The 16770-nt window shown below is 41.3% G+C and carries 14 protein-coding genes and 1 other annotated feature; all 14 genes read right to left on the bottom strand.

What is annotated here, in order from left to right:
* Positions 1–4: 4 nt before the first annotated feature.
* Positions 5–2674, bottom strand: a complete 2670-nt coding sequence (locus BUQ87_RS05100; RefSeq protein ID WP_143182401.1) for a valine--tRNA ligase — start codon at positions 2672–2674, stop codon at positions 5–7.
* Between the two features lie 64 nt (positions 2675–2738).
* Positions 2739–2968 (bottom strand) — a binding site (T-box leader).
* A 226-nt stretch (positions 2969–3194) separates the two neighbouring features.
* Positions 3195–3848 (bottom strand): phosphate signaling complex protein PhoU, encoded by a 654-nt coding sequence (gene phoU, locus BUQ87_RS05095; RefSeq protein ID WP_038263327.1) that lies wholly within the window; start codon positions 3846–3848, stop codon positions 3195–3197.
* A gap of 16 nt (positions 3849–3864) precedes the next feature.
* On the bottom strand, positions 3865–4620 hold the full coding sequence (gene pstB / locus BUQ87_RS05090; RefSeq protein ID WP_038263324.1) for a phosphate ABC transporter ATP-binding protein PstB: 756 nt from the start codon (positions 4618–4620) through the stop codon (positions 3865–3867).
* A gap of 118 nt (positions 4621–4738) precedes the next feature.
* Positions 4739–6529 carry an oligoendopeptidase F gene (pepF, locus tag BUQ87_RS05085; RefSeq protein WP_038267709.1) on the bottom strand — a complete coding sequence of 597 codons (1791 nt, stop codon included), beginning with the start codon at positions 6527–6529 and terminating at the stop codon, positions 4739–4741.
* Between the two features lie 165 nt (positions 6530–6694).
* The gene (locus BUQ87_RS05080; RefSeq protein ID WP_038267706.1) at positions 6695–8698 is read right to left on the bottom strand and encodes a methyl-accepting chemotaxis protein; all 2004 of its coding nucleotides are present in this window, start codon (positions 8696–8698) and stop codon (positions 6695–6697) included.
* A 190-nt stretch (positions 8699–8888) separates the two neighbouring features.
* Positions 8889–9059, bottom strand: coding sequence for an aspartyl-phosphate phosphatase Spo0E family protein (locus tag BUQ87_RS05075; protein ID WP_074210045.1), 171 nt, complete (start codon positions 9057–9059; stop codon positions 8889–8891).
* A 104-nt stretch (positions 9060–9163) separates the two neighbouring features.
* Positions 9164–9673, bottom strand: a complete 510-nt coding sequence (locus tag BUQ87_RS05070) for a Gx transporter family protein (RefSeq protein WP_038267704.1) — start codon at positions 9671–9673, stop codon at positions 9164–9166.
* A gap of 11 nt (positions 9674–9684) precedes the next feature.
* Positions 9685–10062 (bottom strand): NusG domain II-containing protein, encoded by a 378-nt coding sequence (locus tag BUQ87_RS05065; RefSeq protein WP_038267702.1) that lies wholly within the window; start codon positions 10060–10062, stop codon positions 9685–9687.
* 151 nt (positions 10063–10213) lie between these two features.
* Complete coding sequence (locus tag BUQ87_RS05060; protein WP_038267700.1) at positions 10214–10654, bottom strand: universal stress protein; 441 nt, start codon at positions 10652–10654, stop codon at positions 10214–10216.
* 139 nt (positions 10655–10793) lie between these two features.
* A complete protein-coding gene (locus BUQ87_RS05055) occupies positions 10794–12107 on the bottom strand; it encodes a glucose-6-phosphate isomerase (RefSeq protein ID WP_052636376.1) in 1314 nt (437 codons plus the stop codon).
* 26 nt (positions 12108–12133) lie between these two features.
* On the bottom strand, positions 12134–12748 hold the full coding sequence (locus BUQ87_RS05050; protein ID WP_038267698.1) for a DNA-3-methyladenine glycosylase: 615 nt from the start codon (positions 12746–12748) through the stop codon (positions 12134–12136).
* Between the two features lie 196 nt (positions 12749–12944).
* Positions 12945–14573, bottom strand: a complete 1629-nt coding sequence (locus BUQ87_RS05045; RefSeq protein ID WP_038267696.1) for a Na/Pi cotransporter family protein — start codon at positions 14571–14573, stop codon at positions 12945–12947.
* A 217-nt stretch (positions 14574–14790) separates the two neighbouring features.
* On the bottom strand, positions 14791–16407 hold the full coding sequence (locus BUQ87_RS05040) for an NAD(P)/FAD-dependent oxidoreductase (protein WP_038267693.1): 1617 nt from the start codon (positions 16405–16407) through the stop codon (positions 14791–14793).
* Positions 16408–16458: 51 nt separating this feature from the next.
* Entirely contained in the window at positions 16459–16770 is a 312-nt protein-coding gene (locus BUQ87_RS05035; RefSeq protein ID WP_038267691.1) for a hypothetical protein, read from the bottom strand.

Raw genomic sequence — 16770 nt, 5'->3', positions numbered from 1 at the left:
TTTCCTATTTTTTCATCTTTTTTTCAAGTGTTTCTAGTCTTTCAAGCACCATGTCCATCATTTCCTGGTATTTTGACTGCTTTGCCTTTTCTTCTTCTATGAGCGTTTCTGGTGCCTTTGCTATGAATCCTTGGTTTGAAAGCTTTCCAGATACTCTCTTAAGCTCGCCCTCAAGCTTTGCCTTCTCTTTTCGAAGTCTTTCTATCTCTTTCTCAAAGTCCACAAGCTCGTCAAGAGGCAGAAATATTTCAACTCCCTCTACAACCGAAGACATTGCATCTTCAGGGACCTCGCTCTTGTCGCCTGTAACCTTCACACTTGAAGCAGAAGCCATGCTCATGAAGTACTCCTTACCCTTGTCCATGCTGTCCATCTTGTCTTCAGAGCAAACAAGTATTATGCTTGCCTTCTTAGATGGCGGAACGTTCATTTCAGCTCTTATGTTTCTTATGTTTCTTACAGCTTCCATAACAAGGTTCATGTTTTCTTCTTCAGATTTGAAGTTGTTTTCCTCGCTGTACTCTGGCCAGCTTGAAACTATTACATCGCCCGAAGCTGTTGGAAGGTAGCTGTATATCTCCTCAGTTATGAAAGGCATGAAAGGATGAAGTAGCTTGAGTATGTTTTCAAGCACATACGTAAGTGTCCAAAGCGCAGCCTTCTTTGTCTTCATGTCGTCAGAATAAAGTCTTGGCTTAACCATTTCTATATACCAGTCGCAGTATTCAGACCAAGTGAATTCGTATATCTTTTGAACTGCTATTCCAAGCTCGAATTTTTCCATGTTGTCTGCAATGTCTTTTACGAATCCGTTAAGTCTTGAAAGTATCCACTTGTCCGCAAGCTGAAGGTCATCTTTAACATTTTCCCTGTCAAGTCCGTTTACCACGTCGTCTTCAAGGTTCATGAACACGAATCTTGAAGCATTCCAAAGCTTGTTTGCAAAATTTCTCGAAGATTCAACTCTCTCCATGTAGAATCTCATGTCATTTCCAGGAGTGTTTCCTGTTGCAAGCGTAAATCTTAGTGCGTCCGCTCCGTACTGCTCTATTATCTCAAGAGGGTCTATTCCATTTCCAAGCGACTTACTCATTTTTCTTCCCTGAGAGTCCCTTACAAGACCGTGTATAAGCACGTATTCAAACGGAACCTCTCCCGTACAGTAAAGCGCTGCAAACGCCATTCTTATAACCCAGAAGAATATTATGTCGTAGCCTGTAACAAGTACACTTGTAGGATAGAAGAATTTAAGTTCTTCTGTCTGCTCAGGCCATCCAAGAGTTGAAAACGGCCAAAGCGCCGAACTGAACCATGTGTCAAGAACGTCCTCGTCCTGTCTTAAATTCTTGCAGCTACACTTGCTGCAACACTCAGGTTTAGTCCTTGAAACCATTATCTCACCACATTCGTCGCAGTAATATGCAGGTATTCTGTGACCCCACCAAAGCTGTCTAGATATGCACCAGTCTCTTATGTTTTCAAGCCAGTGGAAATAAGTCTTGTCGAATCTTTCAGGAACAAGCTTTATCTTCTTGTCTTTAACCGCATCTATGGCAGGCTTTGCAAGGCCTTCCATCTTTACAAACCACTGGTCCGATACCATAGGCTCAACTACGGTGTTACATCTGTAGCAGTGTCCAACGTTGTGGCCGTGAGGCTCTGTCTTCACAAGGAATCCAGCATCTTCAAGGTCCTTTACTATTGCCTTTCTGCACTCGTATCTGTCCATTCCATCGTATTTTCCAGCATTCTTGTTCATTGTGCCGTCTTCGTTCATTACTACTATCTTTTCAAGGTCGTGTCTCGCTCCAACCTCGAAGTCGTTAGGGTCGTGCGCAGGAGTTATTTTAACAGCACCTGTTCCAAAATCCATTTCAACATAGCTGTCTGCTATTATAGGTATTTCCCTTCCCACGCCTGGAAGCACAAGAGTCTTTCCTACAAGATGAGCATATCTTTCATCTTCAGGGTTTACAGCTACGGCTGTATCTCCAAGTATCGTCTCAGGTCTTGTAGTAGCTATTACTATATACTCTTCGCTGTCCTTTACAGGGTATTTGAAATGCCAGAAGAATCCGTCAGACTCTTCGTGCTCAACCTCCGCATCCGAAAGAGAAGTCTTACAGTCTGGACACCAGTTTATTATTCTGTTTCCTCTGTATATGTGGCCGTCTTCATAAAGCTTTACGAAAAATTCTGTTACAGCCTTGTTGCAGCCCTCGTCCATTGTGAATCTTTCTTTTTCCCAGTCGCATGAGTCTCCAAGTTTTTTCATCTGGTTTACTATTCTTCTTCCGAACTCGTCTCTCCAGTCCCATGCTCTCTTTAGGAACTCATCTCTTCCAAGGTCGTATTTTGTCTTTCCTTCGTCTTTAAGTATTCTCTCTACAACCTTTACCTCTGTAGCTATGCTGGCATGGTCTGTTCCCGGTTGCCAAAGCGTAGCCTTGCCCTGCATTCTTCTCCATCTTATAAGTATGTCCTGAAGCGTATGGTCAAGCGCATGGCCCATGTGAAGCTGTCCTGTTATGTTTGGCGGTGGAAGCATTATGCTGTAAGGGTCCTTGTCGTGGTCTACGACTCCCTTGAAGTAGCCTTCGCCTTCCCATTTCTTGTATAGTCTTTCTTCAAAATCCTTCGGATCATATGTCTTAGGCAGATTTTCTATGCTCATCCTATCTCCTCCTGTGTATGTTATTCACATTGTTATTATTGCACCAAAAAACCCCCGTCCAAAAAATAAGGACGAGGGTCACAAATTCGCGATACCACCTTAATTCCACAGGCAAAACATACTTGCCCACGGCTCTCAAATGTTATAACGGCACAACCGTTTGACCCTACTCCACTTTCAGGCCAAAAGCTCCAAAGCTACCTTCCACCACTTCTAAGTAGGAGACCTTTCAGCCCTTGAATCTCCCTCTCTAAAAAAAGAAAATGATATACTCCTCTTCATCATCGCAGTCAATATGATTTTTAGTTTATTATATAATATTCTGGGCATTTGTCAACACCTGTGCATGAATTGCACAAATTGAAACCGGCAGAGCATATCATGGCCTGCCGGTTTTATATATTCTTTTCAATTTTATATGGCCTTAACTTTGGCGAAAGGCATATGAGGCATAAATCGGCCGGCTTTCTGGAGCTTTGCAAAGCGCAAGACGTCCGGACATTTTATACCTCATATGCCTTTAGTCTATTTCTATTCTCTCGCCCTTTGCGATATATATTATCATCTCGCATATGTTTGTAAGGTGGTCAGCCATTCTCTCGACATACCTTCCCACAAATAGAATCTTCGTGCCCTGATTTATATAGTCGCTGTTTTTGTGTATCGTTATCAGCATGTCGCTGTATATTTCCCTGTACAGATTGTCGACAAACTCGTCTTCTCTTCCGACCTCAAGTGCAAGCGTCGGATCCTCAAGCAGCAAACTCGACTTTGTCTTGTCCATCATTCCCAGGAATATGTCAGTCATCTTGAATATTCCTGACCACTTGCTTATGCACTCGTCGCCGCCCATCTTTATGACTTCTTTTGCTATGTTTACGGCAAAGTCTCCAATTCTTTCAAGGTTTGATATTATCTTTGTTATCGAAAATATCATACGGAGATCCTTTGCCATCGGCTGCTGAAGCGCAATAAGCTCTATTGCCTTTTCCTCTATCTCATACATTTTAAGGTCTATTATGTCATCCTGCTTTATTACCTTTCTCGCAAGAGCTGCATCCATTTCTCCAAGCGCCTGCACGGCAGTTTTAACTGCTTCCTCGACTCTTTCGAACATATCAAGTGCATCTGTTTTCAAATTATTAAGTTCTTTTTCAAAGCCTGCTCTAAGCATTTTCAGTGCCTCCCGTTTATCCAAATCTTCCAGTTATATAGTCTTCAGTTCTCTTGTCTATTGGATTTGTGAATATCTCATTTGTGTTTCCAAATTCGATGAGCTCCCCCATTAGGAAGTATGCCGTATTGTCAGATATTCTTGCCGCCTGCTGCATCGAGTGCGTAACTATGACTATTGTATAGTCCTTTTTAAGGCCCTCTATAAGCTCTTCTACCCTTGATGTAGCTATCGGGTCAAGTGCCGATGTCGGCTCGTCCATGAGTATTACCTGGGGCTCCATTGCTATTGCCCTTGCTATGCAAAGCCTCTGCTGCTGTCCTCCTGAGAGTTCCCATGCCGACTTGTTCAGTTTGTCCCTTACCTCATTCCAAAGGGCCGCACCCTTTAAGCTCTTTTCAACTATTTCGTCAAGCCTGTTTTTATCCTTTATTCCATGTCTTTTAGGCCCGAAAACTATATTTTCATATATTGTCTTTGGAAACGGGTTTGGCTTTTGAAAAACCATTCCGACATTTTTCCTAAGTTCCTCCACAAGCATGTCTTTTGAATATATATTTTCTCCGTCAAGGAGTATTTCTCCTGTAACCTTCGTTCCCTCTATAAGGTCATTCATCCTGTTGAGAGTCCTTAGAAATGTAGACTTCCCACAGCCTGAAGGCCCTATAAGCGACGTGACCTTGTTTTCCTGCACCTTTATATTTATGTCTTTCAACGCCTTGAAATCTCCGTAGAAAAAATCCAGATTTTTAACCTCTATTTTTGTAGGCATCCATTGTCCTCCCTGCTTTACTTTTATGATGACTCTGCGGCCCTATGCTTCTTATGACCTGCAATTAAAAGATACCATTTTAGGAGTAAGGCTTTGTTATGAAAATGTTAAATGCAGGTTATCTTTTTGTAAAATCATCTTCCAGCGAGAGTTTCTCAACAGCCTTTTCAAACAGCTCGAGCGCTTTGAGAACCGAATATTTGTCTTCCATGTCAACTCCCGCATCTCTCAGCTGGTCAAGAGGGTATTTCGACCCGCCGCTCTTTAAAAATTCTATATACCTTCTCTGTGCGCTTTCTCCGTCATTCATTATCAAAAAGCTTAAAGCCGCAGCCGCTGAAAATCCAGTGGCGTATTTGTATACGTAGAAATTGGAGTAAAAATGGGGAACCCTCGCCCATTCTATGGCTATCTGGCTGTCTATCTCAATGTCCTCCCCGTAGTATTTCTTGTTCAGATCATAATATATCTTGGAAAAATCTTCCCCTGTAAGAGCCTGTCCTGCTTCTGACTTTTCATGTATTGTCTTTTCAAATTCGGCAAACATTGTCTGTCTGTATACTGTAGTTCTGAACTGCTCCAGATGGTAGTTCAGTATATAGAGCTTTTCCTTTTTGCCCTTTGCATTTTTTAGCATGTACTCCATAAGCAACAGCTCATTTAGCGTGGATGCAACTTCAGCCACAAATATTTTGTAATGAGCATCTATATAGGGCTGCGAGCTTCTTGAATAATAGCTGTGTACAGAGTGTCCCAGCTCATGCACAAGCGTGAACATGGAATTCAGGTCTTCCTTGTAATTCATAAGTATATATGGCTTTGAGTCATAGCTGCCCCATGAGTACGCCCCGCCTTTTTTACCGTCGTTTTCATAAACGTCTATCCATCTTTCGTCAAATGCCTTTTTTATTATGCCTGTGTATTCCTCTCCAAGCGGCTTTAGGGCCTCGAGTATTATCTCTTTAGCCTTTTCATATGGAATTTTCATGTCCACGTCGTCTACAAGGGGTGCATATATGTCATACATGTGGAGCTTTTCAACTCCCAAAAAATCCTTTTTGAGCTGCACATATTTGTACATCGGCTGGAGCTTTTCGGAGACAGCCTCTATAAGGTTTTCATACACATCTATGCTTATGTTGTCCTCAAACAGCGACCCCTTTATTGCCGACTCATGGCCTCTCGCCCTTGAATAGAATATCTCCCTTTTTACAGCTCCCGCAAGAGTGGCTCCTATTGTATTTTTATATCCTTCGTATGTAGAGTAGAGCTTTTCAAACGCATCTTTTCTCGTCTCCCTGCTACTGCTTTTCATGAATGTCATGAAATTTGCATGAGTGATTCTTATCTCCTTGCCTTCTTCTTTTATATGCGGGAATTTCATATCCGCGAAAGAGAGCATCTCAAATGCATTTTCAGCAGCTGAAGACATGTCGCCCGAAAGCGCAAGTATCCTCTCTTCGTTTTGAGAAAGCACATAAGGCTTCTTCCTTATTATTTCATCAATATACCTTTTGTAGTATGTAAGCCTTTCGTCTTCCATGAATCCCGAAAGAAGCTTTTCATTCATTGAAATTATCTCTGGAATCACAAAAGACGTGGCAGTTGAAATCCTTGTGGAAAGCATTTCTGCCTTTCCCGAAAGAGCCTGGTATTTGCTGTTTCTGTTGTCTTCATCTTTTTTCATGTGCGCATATACATAGAGGTTTTCGGAAATCCTCATTATCTGCTCATATGTGGACAGGCACTCAAAAAGCTCGTCTGCCCCATTTGAAAGACACCCCTTGAAACCTTCTACTTTTTTTATCATTTCGTCAAGGCCTTTAAATTCTGCTTCGAATTTTTCTTCACTGCTGTAAAAGCTTTCAATGTCCCATTTGTATATTTGCTCTATCTTTTCTCTTTCCATAAGTCTATTCCCCTTTCAGTTTATTGTCTGAATTAATCATTTGGCGCCTAAGGTGTGTTTGCAAATCCGACTCTTGTTTTTTATTCGAAGTTTAGAGTGTAGCTGTCAATATTATACCGCAAAAAAGCGGTTTTAAAGATATTATCCTCAAAACCGCTTTGCCATTTAATATTTAAACTTGTCAACTTCCCCCTGGAGGCTATGCGCCAGCGCCTTTAGGTTTCCAGAAAGACTGCTGAACTCCTCCATTGTCGCGAGTATTTGCTCTGTGGACGCAGAAACCTCTTCCGTACCTGCCGAGTTTTCTTCAGCAGTGGCAGATATGTTTTGCATGGCGTCTATAATTTCATTTTTTCTAACAACCATGTCCGAGTTGAGATTTTCTATCTGTTCGACGTTTGACAGCAGCCCGTGGATTGTAGTTGATATCTCATTGAATATATCTTCCGTCTCTTCCACAGATGCCACCTGCTGCTGGACTTTCTGCGTAGCCTCCTTCATCCCATCGACTGCATCCTTTGATTTTCCCTGTATATCGTCAACTATGCTCTTTATCTGCCCTGTGGACTGGGCAGTCTCTTCAGCAAGCTTTCTTATCTCGTCCGCAACTACCGAAAATCCTCTTCCTGCCTCTCCCGCCCTCGCAGCCTCTATTGACGCATTCAGGGCAAGCAGGTTTGTCTGTTCTGCAATCTGGTTTATTGTCTGTATTATTATTCCTATCTCCTGGGAGCTTTTTTCCACCTCGTTTATTATGGAGTTGACACTTGTCTCCGCATTTATGGTTTCCTGAGTTGCCTGTGCAAGCTTTTTCACTGTGCCTATTCCTTTTTCATTGAGTTCGTTAGACTTTTTAAACATTTCAACCATGTCTTCTATTGACGATGAAACAGACTGGACGCTTCTTCCCATGTCGTCTGCCCTGCTGACACCCACTTCAGTCTCCCTAGCCTGTTCATTTGTAACTTCGGCGATTTCAGCTATCGCCTTTGCGACTTCTTCTGTAGTCTTGTTAGTCTGAAATGCCATGTTGCTTAGCGACTGCGATGTCACCGTAACCGTCTCTGAAGAGTCCTTTATGTTTTTTATGAGATATACGAGATTTTGAATCATTTTGTTGAAATTCGAACCTATCTTTCCAAATTCATCATTAGTCCTTATGTCAACATTTGCAGCCAGGTCTCCCTGTGAAGCCTTTTCAAAGGCGTCGTCCAGCTTCTTGAGATTCCTGGTTATCCACCCCGATATCATAATCGATATTATTATTGCAAGCACTACAGCTATGGCCACGAGCATAAGCGTGAATGTCCTTATTGGATTCACGTCGACTGCTATTTCATCTTCTGAAAACACTATGCCAATCTTGAATCGAGAGGATTTGTTTGTAAGATATGCAACAGCGTTGTTTTCTGAACCGCTTTTATATTCGCTAAAACCGCTTTCTCCTTCTTTTACAGCATCCCAAAGCGATTTTTCTGATTCCGAAATATTCTTGCCTACCAAGCTTTCGTCCGGATGTGATACTATTATTCCGTTTTCGTCAGTTATAAACATATAACCGGTGTTCCCAACCTTTATGTCCTTGAAAGTCTTTGAAAAATCTACAAGGCTTATGTCATACGCAACAACGCCGAGTACGCCCCCGTCTTCGACAGCCTTGCATACCGTAATAACCATACCTCCCGCATTTGCATCCTCGTAAGGATTCGTCAATACAGCCTTTCCGCTGTTTTCAAGCGCAAGGCTGTACCAAGGTCTTGACGTAGGGTCATATCCTTCCGGCAGATTACTTTCAGGATATATGTACATCCTCTTGTCCGCAGTCCCCAGATAAGATGACAGTATGCTCTCATCCACCTGCGCTATATTCAACAAAATGTCGCTTGCATACTCCTGTACAGCAAGGTCTTCAAGCTGCTTATTGCTGGCAAGCTCTTTAATCGACCTGTCCTGTGAAACCGCTTCAATGCTGTTTTCAAATCCATTTAAAAAGCCCTGTATTGAACTGTTTATATGGTTCAATACAGCATTTGAGCTGTACTCCAGCTTTTTCTCTATTATGCTGCTCGCTTTGCCATAAGATAAAAATCCAAGTGCAATAACCGGTATTATGATAGCTGCAATCATTATCACGGAAATTTTAGCCTTCACTCCTGAAAATAATTTCAATGTCATTTCCTCCTGTCTTCATTTGATTTATATAATTATATACTATTTTTAAGTTGAATCAAATGAATTGCTTAAATATTCATATATTATTTTAATTAACCGGTTTATTTCGACTTTTTTTGCATTTTAAAACAAAAATACCGCAAAATTAAACAGAGTTTATTTTTGCGGCACCTCTATATTCACATTATTATTTTGGAGCGCTACTAAACCTTATATAGTCATTTATAAGGCTGTCGATTTTTTTACTCGCCTTTTGTATCTCATCCTTAAAAATATCAGGATATTGTATGTACCTGTTTATATCTTCCCTAAGCTGTTCTATCTCTTCTTTTACTTCTCTTAAATCTTCATTTTCCATATCCATCACCATTTCACAAGAATTAAAACTACATATACATACATCATTCACATACTATGATATCAAACCATCTGCATTATTGTCAATATATAACATTTTAAATGTCATATTAATTTTTTAACATACTTTTTCATAAAGCCTGTACACACTCCTACAAAAATCCCAGTGGGAACAGCTATTCCCATAAGTACTGGCAGATAATAAAATATCTTTATGTTTTCAATAACCATTGCCGCTATAGAAAGCTGGCCTATATTATGCGCCACAGCTCCCGTTATACTTATACCCGTAGTGCCTATTTTATTACCAAATATTTTAATTACAATCCACATTGCAATTATGCTCAGCACCCCCCCTGCAATGCTGTATAAAAATATAGACATGCCTCCCCAAAAAAGCGAAGAGATCATGACTCTTAGAAACATTATTACAAATGCATCCCTGAGTCCAAATGTCAAAAGAGCTGTGAGGCTTACTATGTTTGAAAGTCCAAGCTTCGCCCCTGGTGCAACAAAAGGAAGCGGCATAAGGCTTTCAATAACATAGAGCACGAGGGATTGTGCCACCATGAGGGCTAAAAATACAAGCTTTCTCACATCCATTGATTTTTTCATAATATCATCTCCTACTGCGAAATGGCATCTACTTCATTATTTTCTATATCGCTTACTATTTTCACATACAACTTGTGAGGAAGGCATGCTATTATCTGTCCGTCATTTTCTATAAACCCCATGTCAACACATATGCCGTCTTTACAGTCGGCCTCTGTAACCTCTACGCCTCTGTCATGCACATAAACCACATTGTAACCATGTTCATTTTCGATTTTTATTTTTTCACTATACCCTTCCTTTATATCAACCCTCCTGTACAGCTGACCTTCTGTCCATATCTCTGCATGCTTTTGACTGCTGCTTTCGCCGCCCGTTCGCATTGCCCCCATTCCGGCAAAAGCTATAATCATAACTACAAATGCTACTATAAAATCGACTTTTTTCAATTTTCCAACTCCTAAATTCATTCTATACTCTGATGATATTTTATATATGTTTTTTTGTCAATTCACAAGTAGCCAGTATTCCAATATGGTTACTTGTTTTTTGCACGCAAAAGGCGGCTTTCAGCCGCCTTCCTTATATCAATATGCCACGCTATGGAATTACAAGCACAGGCTTTTTCGAATGATGAACAACATTGTTTGTTACGGAGCCCATGAGGTATTTTTTTATTCCCGTCATCCCCCTTGTAGCCATGACTATCATGTCTATATCCTCTTCTTCTGAAACCCTTAGTATTTCATCCACCGGATAACCCACAACACTCATCGTGGAAACTTCAATTCCCGGCAGCATGTTCTTTGCATTTTCAAGTATCTTCTGGGATATGTCCTTGAGGCTCTTTAGTTCGTCGTCAGTGTATGAATACTGAACATATGAGTACTCGACTTGGAGCGCACTTGGCATGTTGAGCTCTATTATATGTAGAAGCAGTATGCCTGAATTTTGGCTCCTTGCTATTTGTCCTGCCATCTCTATTGCCTTCTTGTTCGCTTCTGATCCGTCTACCGGGACTAGTATTTTTTTCACTTGCATAGAGTATCCCCCCTGTATTTTGCATATATATTTATATCCATAAATAATAATGTCATATCCATTTAATAAATACCCAGATACGTTTCATTTGTAACAGATATTACAGTTTTAAGCATTTTAAATAACTTGCAAGCCGAACTTAATATCCCGGCTTTCCAAGAAGCTTGAACATGCTTTTTTTGTATGATTCAACCCCTGGCTGGTCAAATGGATTCACTCCCAGCATGTATGCGCTTGCAGCACATGCCTTTTCAAAAAAATAGACCATGTATCCAAGTGTATTCTCGTCAACTGAAGGTATTTTAATTTGTATGTTAGGCACTCCCCCTTCGATATGGGCAAGCATTGTACCCTCTAGTGCCTTTTGGTTCACAAAATCCATATCCTTGCCTTCTATGTATCCGAGTCCGTCTGTATCGTCGCTTGAAGCAGGTATTTCCATTTTGCATTTTGGCTTTTCCACCCTTATGACAGTTTCAAAAAGTATTCTCCTGCCGTCTTGTATATACTGTCCCAGCGAATGCAAATCCGTTGAAAATTCTGCTGATGCGGGATAAAGCCCTTTAGAATCCTTTCCTTCGCTTTCGCCAAAAAGCTGTTTCCACCATTCCGCGAAATAGTGAAGCGCAGGCTCATAGCTTACAAGCATTTCTATTGACATGCCCTTTTTGTATAGTATATTCCTAAGAGCCGCATATTTGTATGCATCGTTTTTCATTACGTCTTTTTCTTTCAAGTCTTCCAGAGCGTCGCATGCTCCTTGGAGCACCTTTTCTATGTCTATGCCGGCTACGCTCATCGGCAGAAGACCCACGGGCGTGAGTACCGAATACCTTCCGCCAACGTCATCCGGTATTGTAAATGTCTCGTAGCCATTTTCATTTGAAAGTTTTCGCAGAGCGCCTTTTTTCTCGTCAGTAGTAACAACTATCCTCTTCCTGGCACCTTCCATTCCATATTTTTTTTCAAGCATTCCCTTTAGTATCCTGAATGCTATTGCCGGTTCTGTGGTAGTTCCCGATTTCGATATTACATTGACTGAAAAGTCCCTGCCTTCAAGAACCTCTACAAGATCGTTCATATATGAAGTGCTTATGTTTTGACCTGCAAAAAGCACTAGTGGCCTGCCTCTTCTTTCCCGGTCTAATACACTGGCAAAAGAATGGCTCATCATATCTATTGCCGCCTTTGCCCCAAGATACGACCCCCCTATGCCCACTACCACGAATATTTCGCTGTTTTTCCTTATATTCGAAGCTACTTTTCGTATCCTTTCAATTTCATCCGCATTGTATCCGTTTGGAATATCCAGCCATCCCAAAAAGTCTGATCCCGGACCGGTTTTTTTATGTATGATTTCATGAACAGCGTCTACAACAGGCTGCATCAAGCCCAGTTCATGTCCCCCTATGAAATTATCCACTCCCAAGCAGTCTAATTTAATGCTCCCCATAATCTGTATCCCCTTTCAAACTCTTTCTATTTTTTTGATATGAAGCTATTCCCTTTTATGTAAAACCTAAAGTGAAAATCCTTCGCCTCCTGGGCATAATCTATATTTACCCTTTTGGAAGACACCATATCATCATTTTCGATATCTTTTCCCTGAACTATATAGAGCTTTCTACTTGTGCAAAGATCTTCTCCGTACAGGCTTCGGTCTATGCCCATTGCCATGCACAGCTTTCCGGGTCCATTTGTAATATTTTTTATGTTCCCGTGTCGGTTTTCATAATTCCCGAACCTGTTAATACACATTTGCTCGATCCCCTCAATCGGCTCGGCAGCCCTTATAAGAACGGCTCCCGCTTCCCCCTCCCCTCCGGTTACAATATTAAAGCAGCTGTACATTCCGTATATAAGGTATATATATGCAAGCCCGCCTTTTTCATATACCACTTTTGTACGATCGGTAATCTTGTTTCCGTTAAAATGTGCGGCCTTGTCCCCTGACCCCCTGTACGCCTCACATTCTACTATCATGGCAGACAAAGTTGTTCCCCCATGCTTTCTAACTATTATTTTCCCTAAAAGTTTTTTTGCAACTTCAACAGGATCCTTCATGTAAAAATCCCTTTCCAGCCTACCTCCCATGCTTCATTCCACCTTTTCATTATATTTACAATGAATCATGCCGATACCATTTTGCTATATAAAATCTGATGAAATTATATGCCACAGCCATTCAATCTGCAAGGACATAAATAGCCTTATAAATCAATAAAAGGTAAATCCTTCAATTTGAAGGATTTACCTTTTATTTTACCATCAATATGCTTTTATATCCATTTTATGCTGACTTTACAGTCAATGAGTCAATTACCGCCCTGGCAATGTTCGAAGCATGGTCCGCAATCCTCTCAAAATTACTTATCATGTCTAGGAATATTATGCCCGCCTCAGTATTGCAAAGACCCTTGTTAAGCCTGTATATGTGGTTCATCCTGTACGATCTTTCCATTACATCTACCTGCTCTTCTATCCTTATTACGTTCAGAGCCACATCCTTGTCACCTGTTTTCATGGCTTCAAGTGCTCCCTCGTAAGCCTCCATGGTCTTCTTGTACATTACTCTGATGTCATTTATGGCTTCATTTGAAAAGACAAGGTTTTTGTCAAGAACATCAAGGGCAAGTTCCGCGAGGTTGTCCGCATGGTCACCGACTCTCTCTATGTCATTTATTGTACTGAAAAGCCCGTCCACTATTTCCCTGTTGCCTTCGCCAAGTTCCTTGTTCGAAAGCTTCACGAGATAGTCCATTATAGACTTTTCCAGTTCGTTTACGTCTTTTTCTATTTTAAAAGTCTCTTTTATCTCTTCAACGTCCCTATTTATAAAACCGTTTATTGCATTTTCAAGGGAACTTTTTGCAACATTACCCATGTGAAGACATTCTCTTACAGTATTGGCAAGAGCAATACTTGGAGTTTCCATTATCCTTGGGTCAAGATATTTTGTAACCTTGAACTTCTCTTCCCCTTCTTTCTCAGGAACAAGTGTAGTAGCTATTTTCACAAGGAACATTGCAAATGGGAACTGTATTATAACATTTGTTATGTTGAAAAGCGTATGCGTATTTGCTATCTGCCTTGTAACGTTTCCAGGATCAAGCTGCGTAACTATGTGCGCTATAGGCTTTGTTAGCAGAACTATAAATAGAAGTGTACCTATTATGTTGAAGCACAGGTGCATTATGGCAGCCCTCTTTGCATTCTTGCTCGCCCCTATGCTCGAAAGCAGCGCAGTCACACATGTTCCTATGTTTTCTCCGTAAAGTATAGGAAGCGCAGAACTAAGCGGCATTAATCCTTCAGATGCAAGAGCAAGAAGTATACCCATAGAGGCACTCGAACTTTGAACTATTACAGTAAGTCCAAACCCTATAAGTATTCCCAGTACAGGATTCTTTCCAAAATTCACAAGAGCTGTCCTGAATCCCTCAAATTCTCTAAGAGGCTTTACAGCATCTTTCATGAAATCCATACCTATGAAAAGTATACCAAAACCTATAAGTATCTCCGCAACCTGCTTTGTCTTTTCCTTTGATGAGAAAAGGTATATTATCATTCCGACACCCACTGCTACAGGTGCAATATCTGTAAGCTTAAACGATACAAGCTGGGCTGTAACAGTGGTACCTATATTGGCACCCATTATCACTCCCACAGCCTGGCCCAGGTTCATTATTCCCGCATTTACGAAACCTACGACCATTACTGTGGTTGCTGAAGAACTCTGAATTATGGCTGTTACAAACATTCCCACAAGAGTTCCCGTAAACCTGTTGCTTGTAAGAAGCTCTATTATCCTTTTAAGTCTGTCTCCTGCCGCCTTTTGAAGTCCCGATCCCATAAGATTCATTCCATACAGGAACAGTCCCAAACCTCCTAAAATTCCAAACAGTATGCTAAAAAACATTTTAAACCTCCTCGAATATGATTCCTTCACTTCCCTGTAACATTTTATCAAAAACAAGGGGGTTAAATGTTAAGAACATGTTAAATATATTAAGAGAGTTAATTTTGCGTTAAATTTTTTCAAACTTTACAAATTAAAGCATGCCTTTTATGGATATTTTTAATTTCACTGCCAAAATAGGCCTGTCTGCAGCATTAAATTTATTTATTGAATCGCGTTACAGCTCTGCTGGAGAATAGCTTTTGATTATGCTCTGGGCGCTTCTTATGCCGTCTACGGCGGCAGATACTATTCCGCCCGCATACCCGGCGCCTTCGCCGCTCGGGTAAAGCCCCTTCACATTAACAGACTCAAGAGTCTCCATATCCCTTAATATCCTCACGGGAGATGACGACCTCGTCTCTATTCCCGTGATAACCGCATCATCCATTGAAAAGCCCTTAAGTTTTTTGTTCATTTCCACTATGCCTTCCCTAAGTGATTCACATACAAACTCAGGAAGGCACATTCTGATGTCCGAAGGCTTCACTCCTGGCCTGTATGTGGGATTTACAGCCCCTTCTATTGAATCTGACGGCCTCTGCTGTACAAAATCTCTTACAGTCTGGACTGGAGCAGTGTAGTCTGAACCGCCCATCTCGAAGGCCCTTTTTTCATACTCCTGCTGGAAAAACACCCCTGCAAGCGGATGGCTGCTTTTAAAGTCGCTTGTCTCCACATTTACAAGAAGCGCACTGTTTGCATTTTCTCCGCTTCTTGCATGGTAGCTCATTCCATTTACGACAAGCTCTCCTTCTGACGAGCTTGATGCTATGACTTCCCCTCCCGGGCACATGCAAAAAGTGTATGCGCTTCTTCCGTTTTGGCATCTGTGTGTAAGCTTGTAGTCAGCCGCTCCCAGCCTTGGATTGTCATAAAATTCTCCGTACTGGGCCTTGTTTACAAGCAATTGAGGATGCTCTATCCTTACCCCTATTGCAAACGGCTTTTGACTGAGTTCGACCCCTCTTTCATGCAGCATATGGAAAGTGTCCCTTGCGCTGTGTCCGAGCGAAAGCACTGCCGCCTGAACCGGCAGCTTCTCGCTGCCATTTATAGTTACAGAAGTTATTTTTCCATTTTCAATTCCAATGTCTGTGACCTTGCACCCAAACCTGACATCTCCCCCGAGCCTTATTATCTCATTCCTTATGCTTTTAACGACTTCTTTGAGTATGTCTGTTCCGACATGGGGCCTGTGCGAGTATCTTATCTCATTTGGCGCTCCAAATCTCACGAGTTCAAACAAGACATCCTTTGCCCTTTTGTCTTTTATTCTTGTAGTCAGCTTGCCGTCCGAAAAGGTTCCGGCTCCGCCTTCTCCAAATTGTACGTTCGACTCTGCACTCAGCCTTCCCGTCTCCCAAAACAAGTCGACATCGTCTGTTCTTTTGTCCACGTCACAGCCGCGCTCAAGCACGACTGGGCTGTATCCGTTCTGTGCAAGAGTAAGCGCCGCAAAAAGGCCTGCAGGTCCCATACCTATTACAACCGGCCTTTGAATAAGCTTCACTTCTCCTTTTTCCAGATTCTCTTGCCTTTTTTCTTCGCAAAGTGATATATCGCTGTTTTTCCTCTTCGACTCCCTTTTGAGCAGAGATTCTTCATTTTTTATTTTTGCATCTACAGTGTATACAAAATGAATGCTGTTTTTTTTCCTCGCATCAAGTGATTCCCTTACTATCGAGATATCCTCTATGTCTTTTTCATCTATTTTCAGCTTTTCGGAAATTTTCCTCCCTATATTCTCCATTTCATCGTCAACTGTCATTTTAATATTTGATATCCTTATCAATCAAAACACCTCCAAAACTATTTGCACATCAGAAAACCAAACTGCCGGGCATCAGCTAAAAAGCACGACAATTTGGTCTTCGTTTTCAAACTGTATTATTTCATCTTTTACAAAATCCATTATTGACTTTCTTAATTCCACTTTTGAATATTTGCCATTTTCAAAATCCTCAACCGCCACATAAAACATTTTGTCCGTCAGCCCCTTTTGGACATACACCTCATGGGGCTTTATCATTATTATCCTCACTGTGCATATATGGGACTCTGCATCTCCGAGCTGTATCTCATCGTCATATTCATAAAGACCATACTCCCATGAATTTTCATATGGCTGTATATTTTCAACAAATGAAAATTTCAA

The organism is Peptoclostridium litorale DSM 5388, from assembly GCF_900141635.1.
In the GTDB taxonomy this organism is placed as follows: Bacteria; Bacillota; Clostridia; order Peptostreptococcales; family Peptostreptococcaceae; genus Peptoclostridium; species Peptoclostridium litorale.
The sequence above is the reverse complement of the archived record's forward strand: the minus strand, read 5'-3'. Positions and strand labels throughout refer to the sequence as shown.

Coding starts and splice junctions, on each gene's coding strand:
- BUQ87_RS05100 (WP_143182401.1), bottom strand. CDS start 2,674: ATGAGCATAGAAAATCTGCCTAAGACATATGATCCGAAGGATTTTGAA.
- phoU (WP_038263327.1), bottom strand. CDS start 3,848: ATGCTTAGAGCAGGCTTTGAAAAAGAACTTAATAATTTGAAAACAGAT.
- pstB (WP_038263324.1), bottom strand. CDS start 4,620: ATGCCTACAAAAATAGAGGTTAAAAATCTGGATTTTTTCTACGGAGAT.
- pepF (WP_038267709.1), bottom strand. CDS start 6,529: ATGGAAAGAGAAAAGATAGAGCAAATATACAAATGGGACATTGAAAGC.
- BUQ87_RS05075 (WP_074210045.1), bottom strand. CDS start 9,059: ATGGAAAATGAAGATTTAAGAGAAGTAAAAGAAGAGATAGAACAGCTT.
- BUQ87_RS05070 (WP_038267704.1), bottom strand. CDS start 9,673: ATGAAAAAATCAATGGATGTGAGAAAGCTTGTATTTTTAGCCCTCATG.
- BUQ87_RS05060 (WP_038267700.1), bottom strand. CDS start 10,654: ATGCAAGTGAAAAAAATACTAGTCCCGGTAGACGGATCAGAAGCGAAC.
- BUQ87_RS05055 (WP_052636376.1), bottom strand. CDS start 12,107: ATGGGGAGCATTAAATTAGACTGCTTGGGAGTGGATAATTTCATAGGG.
- BUQ87_RS05050 (WP_038267698.1), bottom strand. CDS start 12,748: ATGGGAGGTAGGCTGGAAAGGGATTTTTACATGAAGGATCCTGTTGAA.
- BUQ87_RS05045 (WP_038267696.1), bottom strand. CDS start 14,573: ATGTTTTTTAGCATACTGTTTGGAATTTTAGGAGGTTTGGGACTGTTC.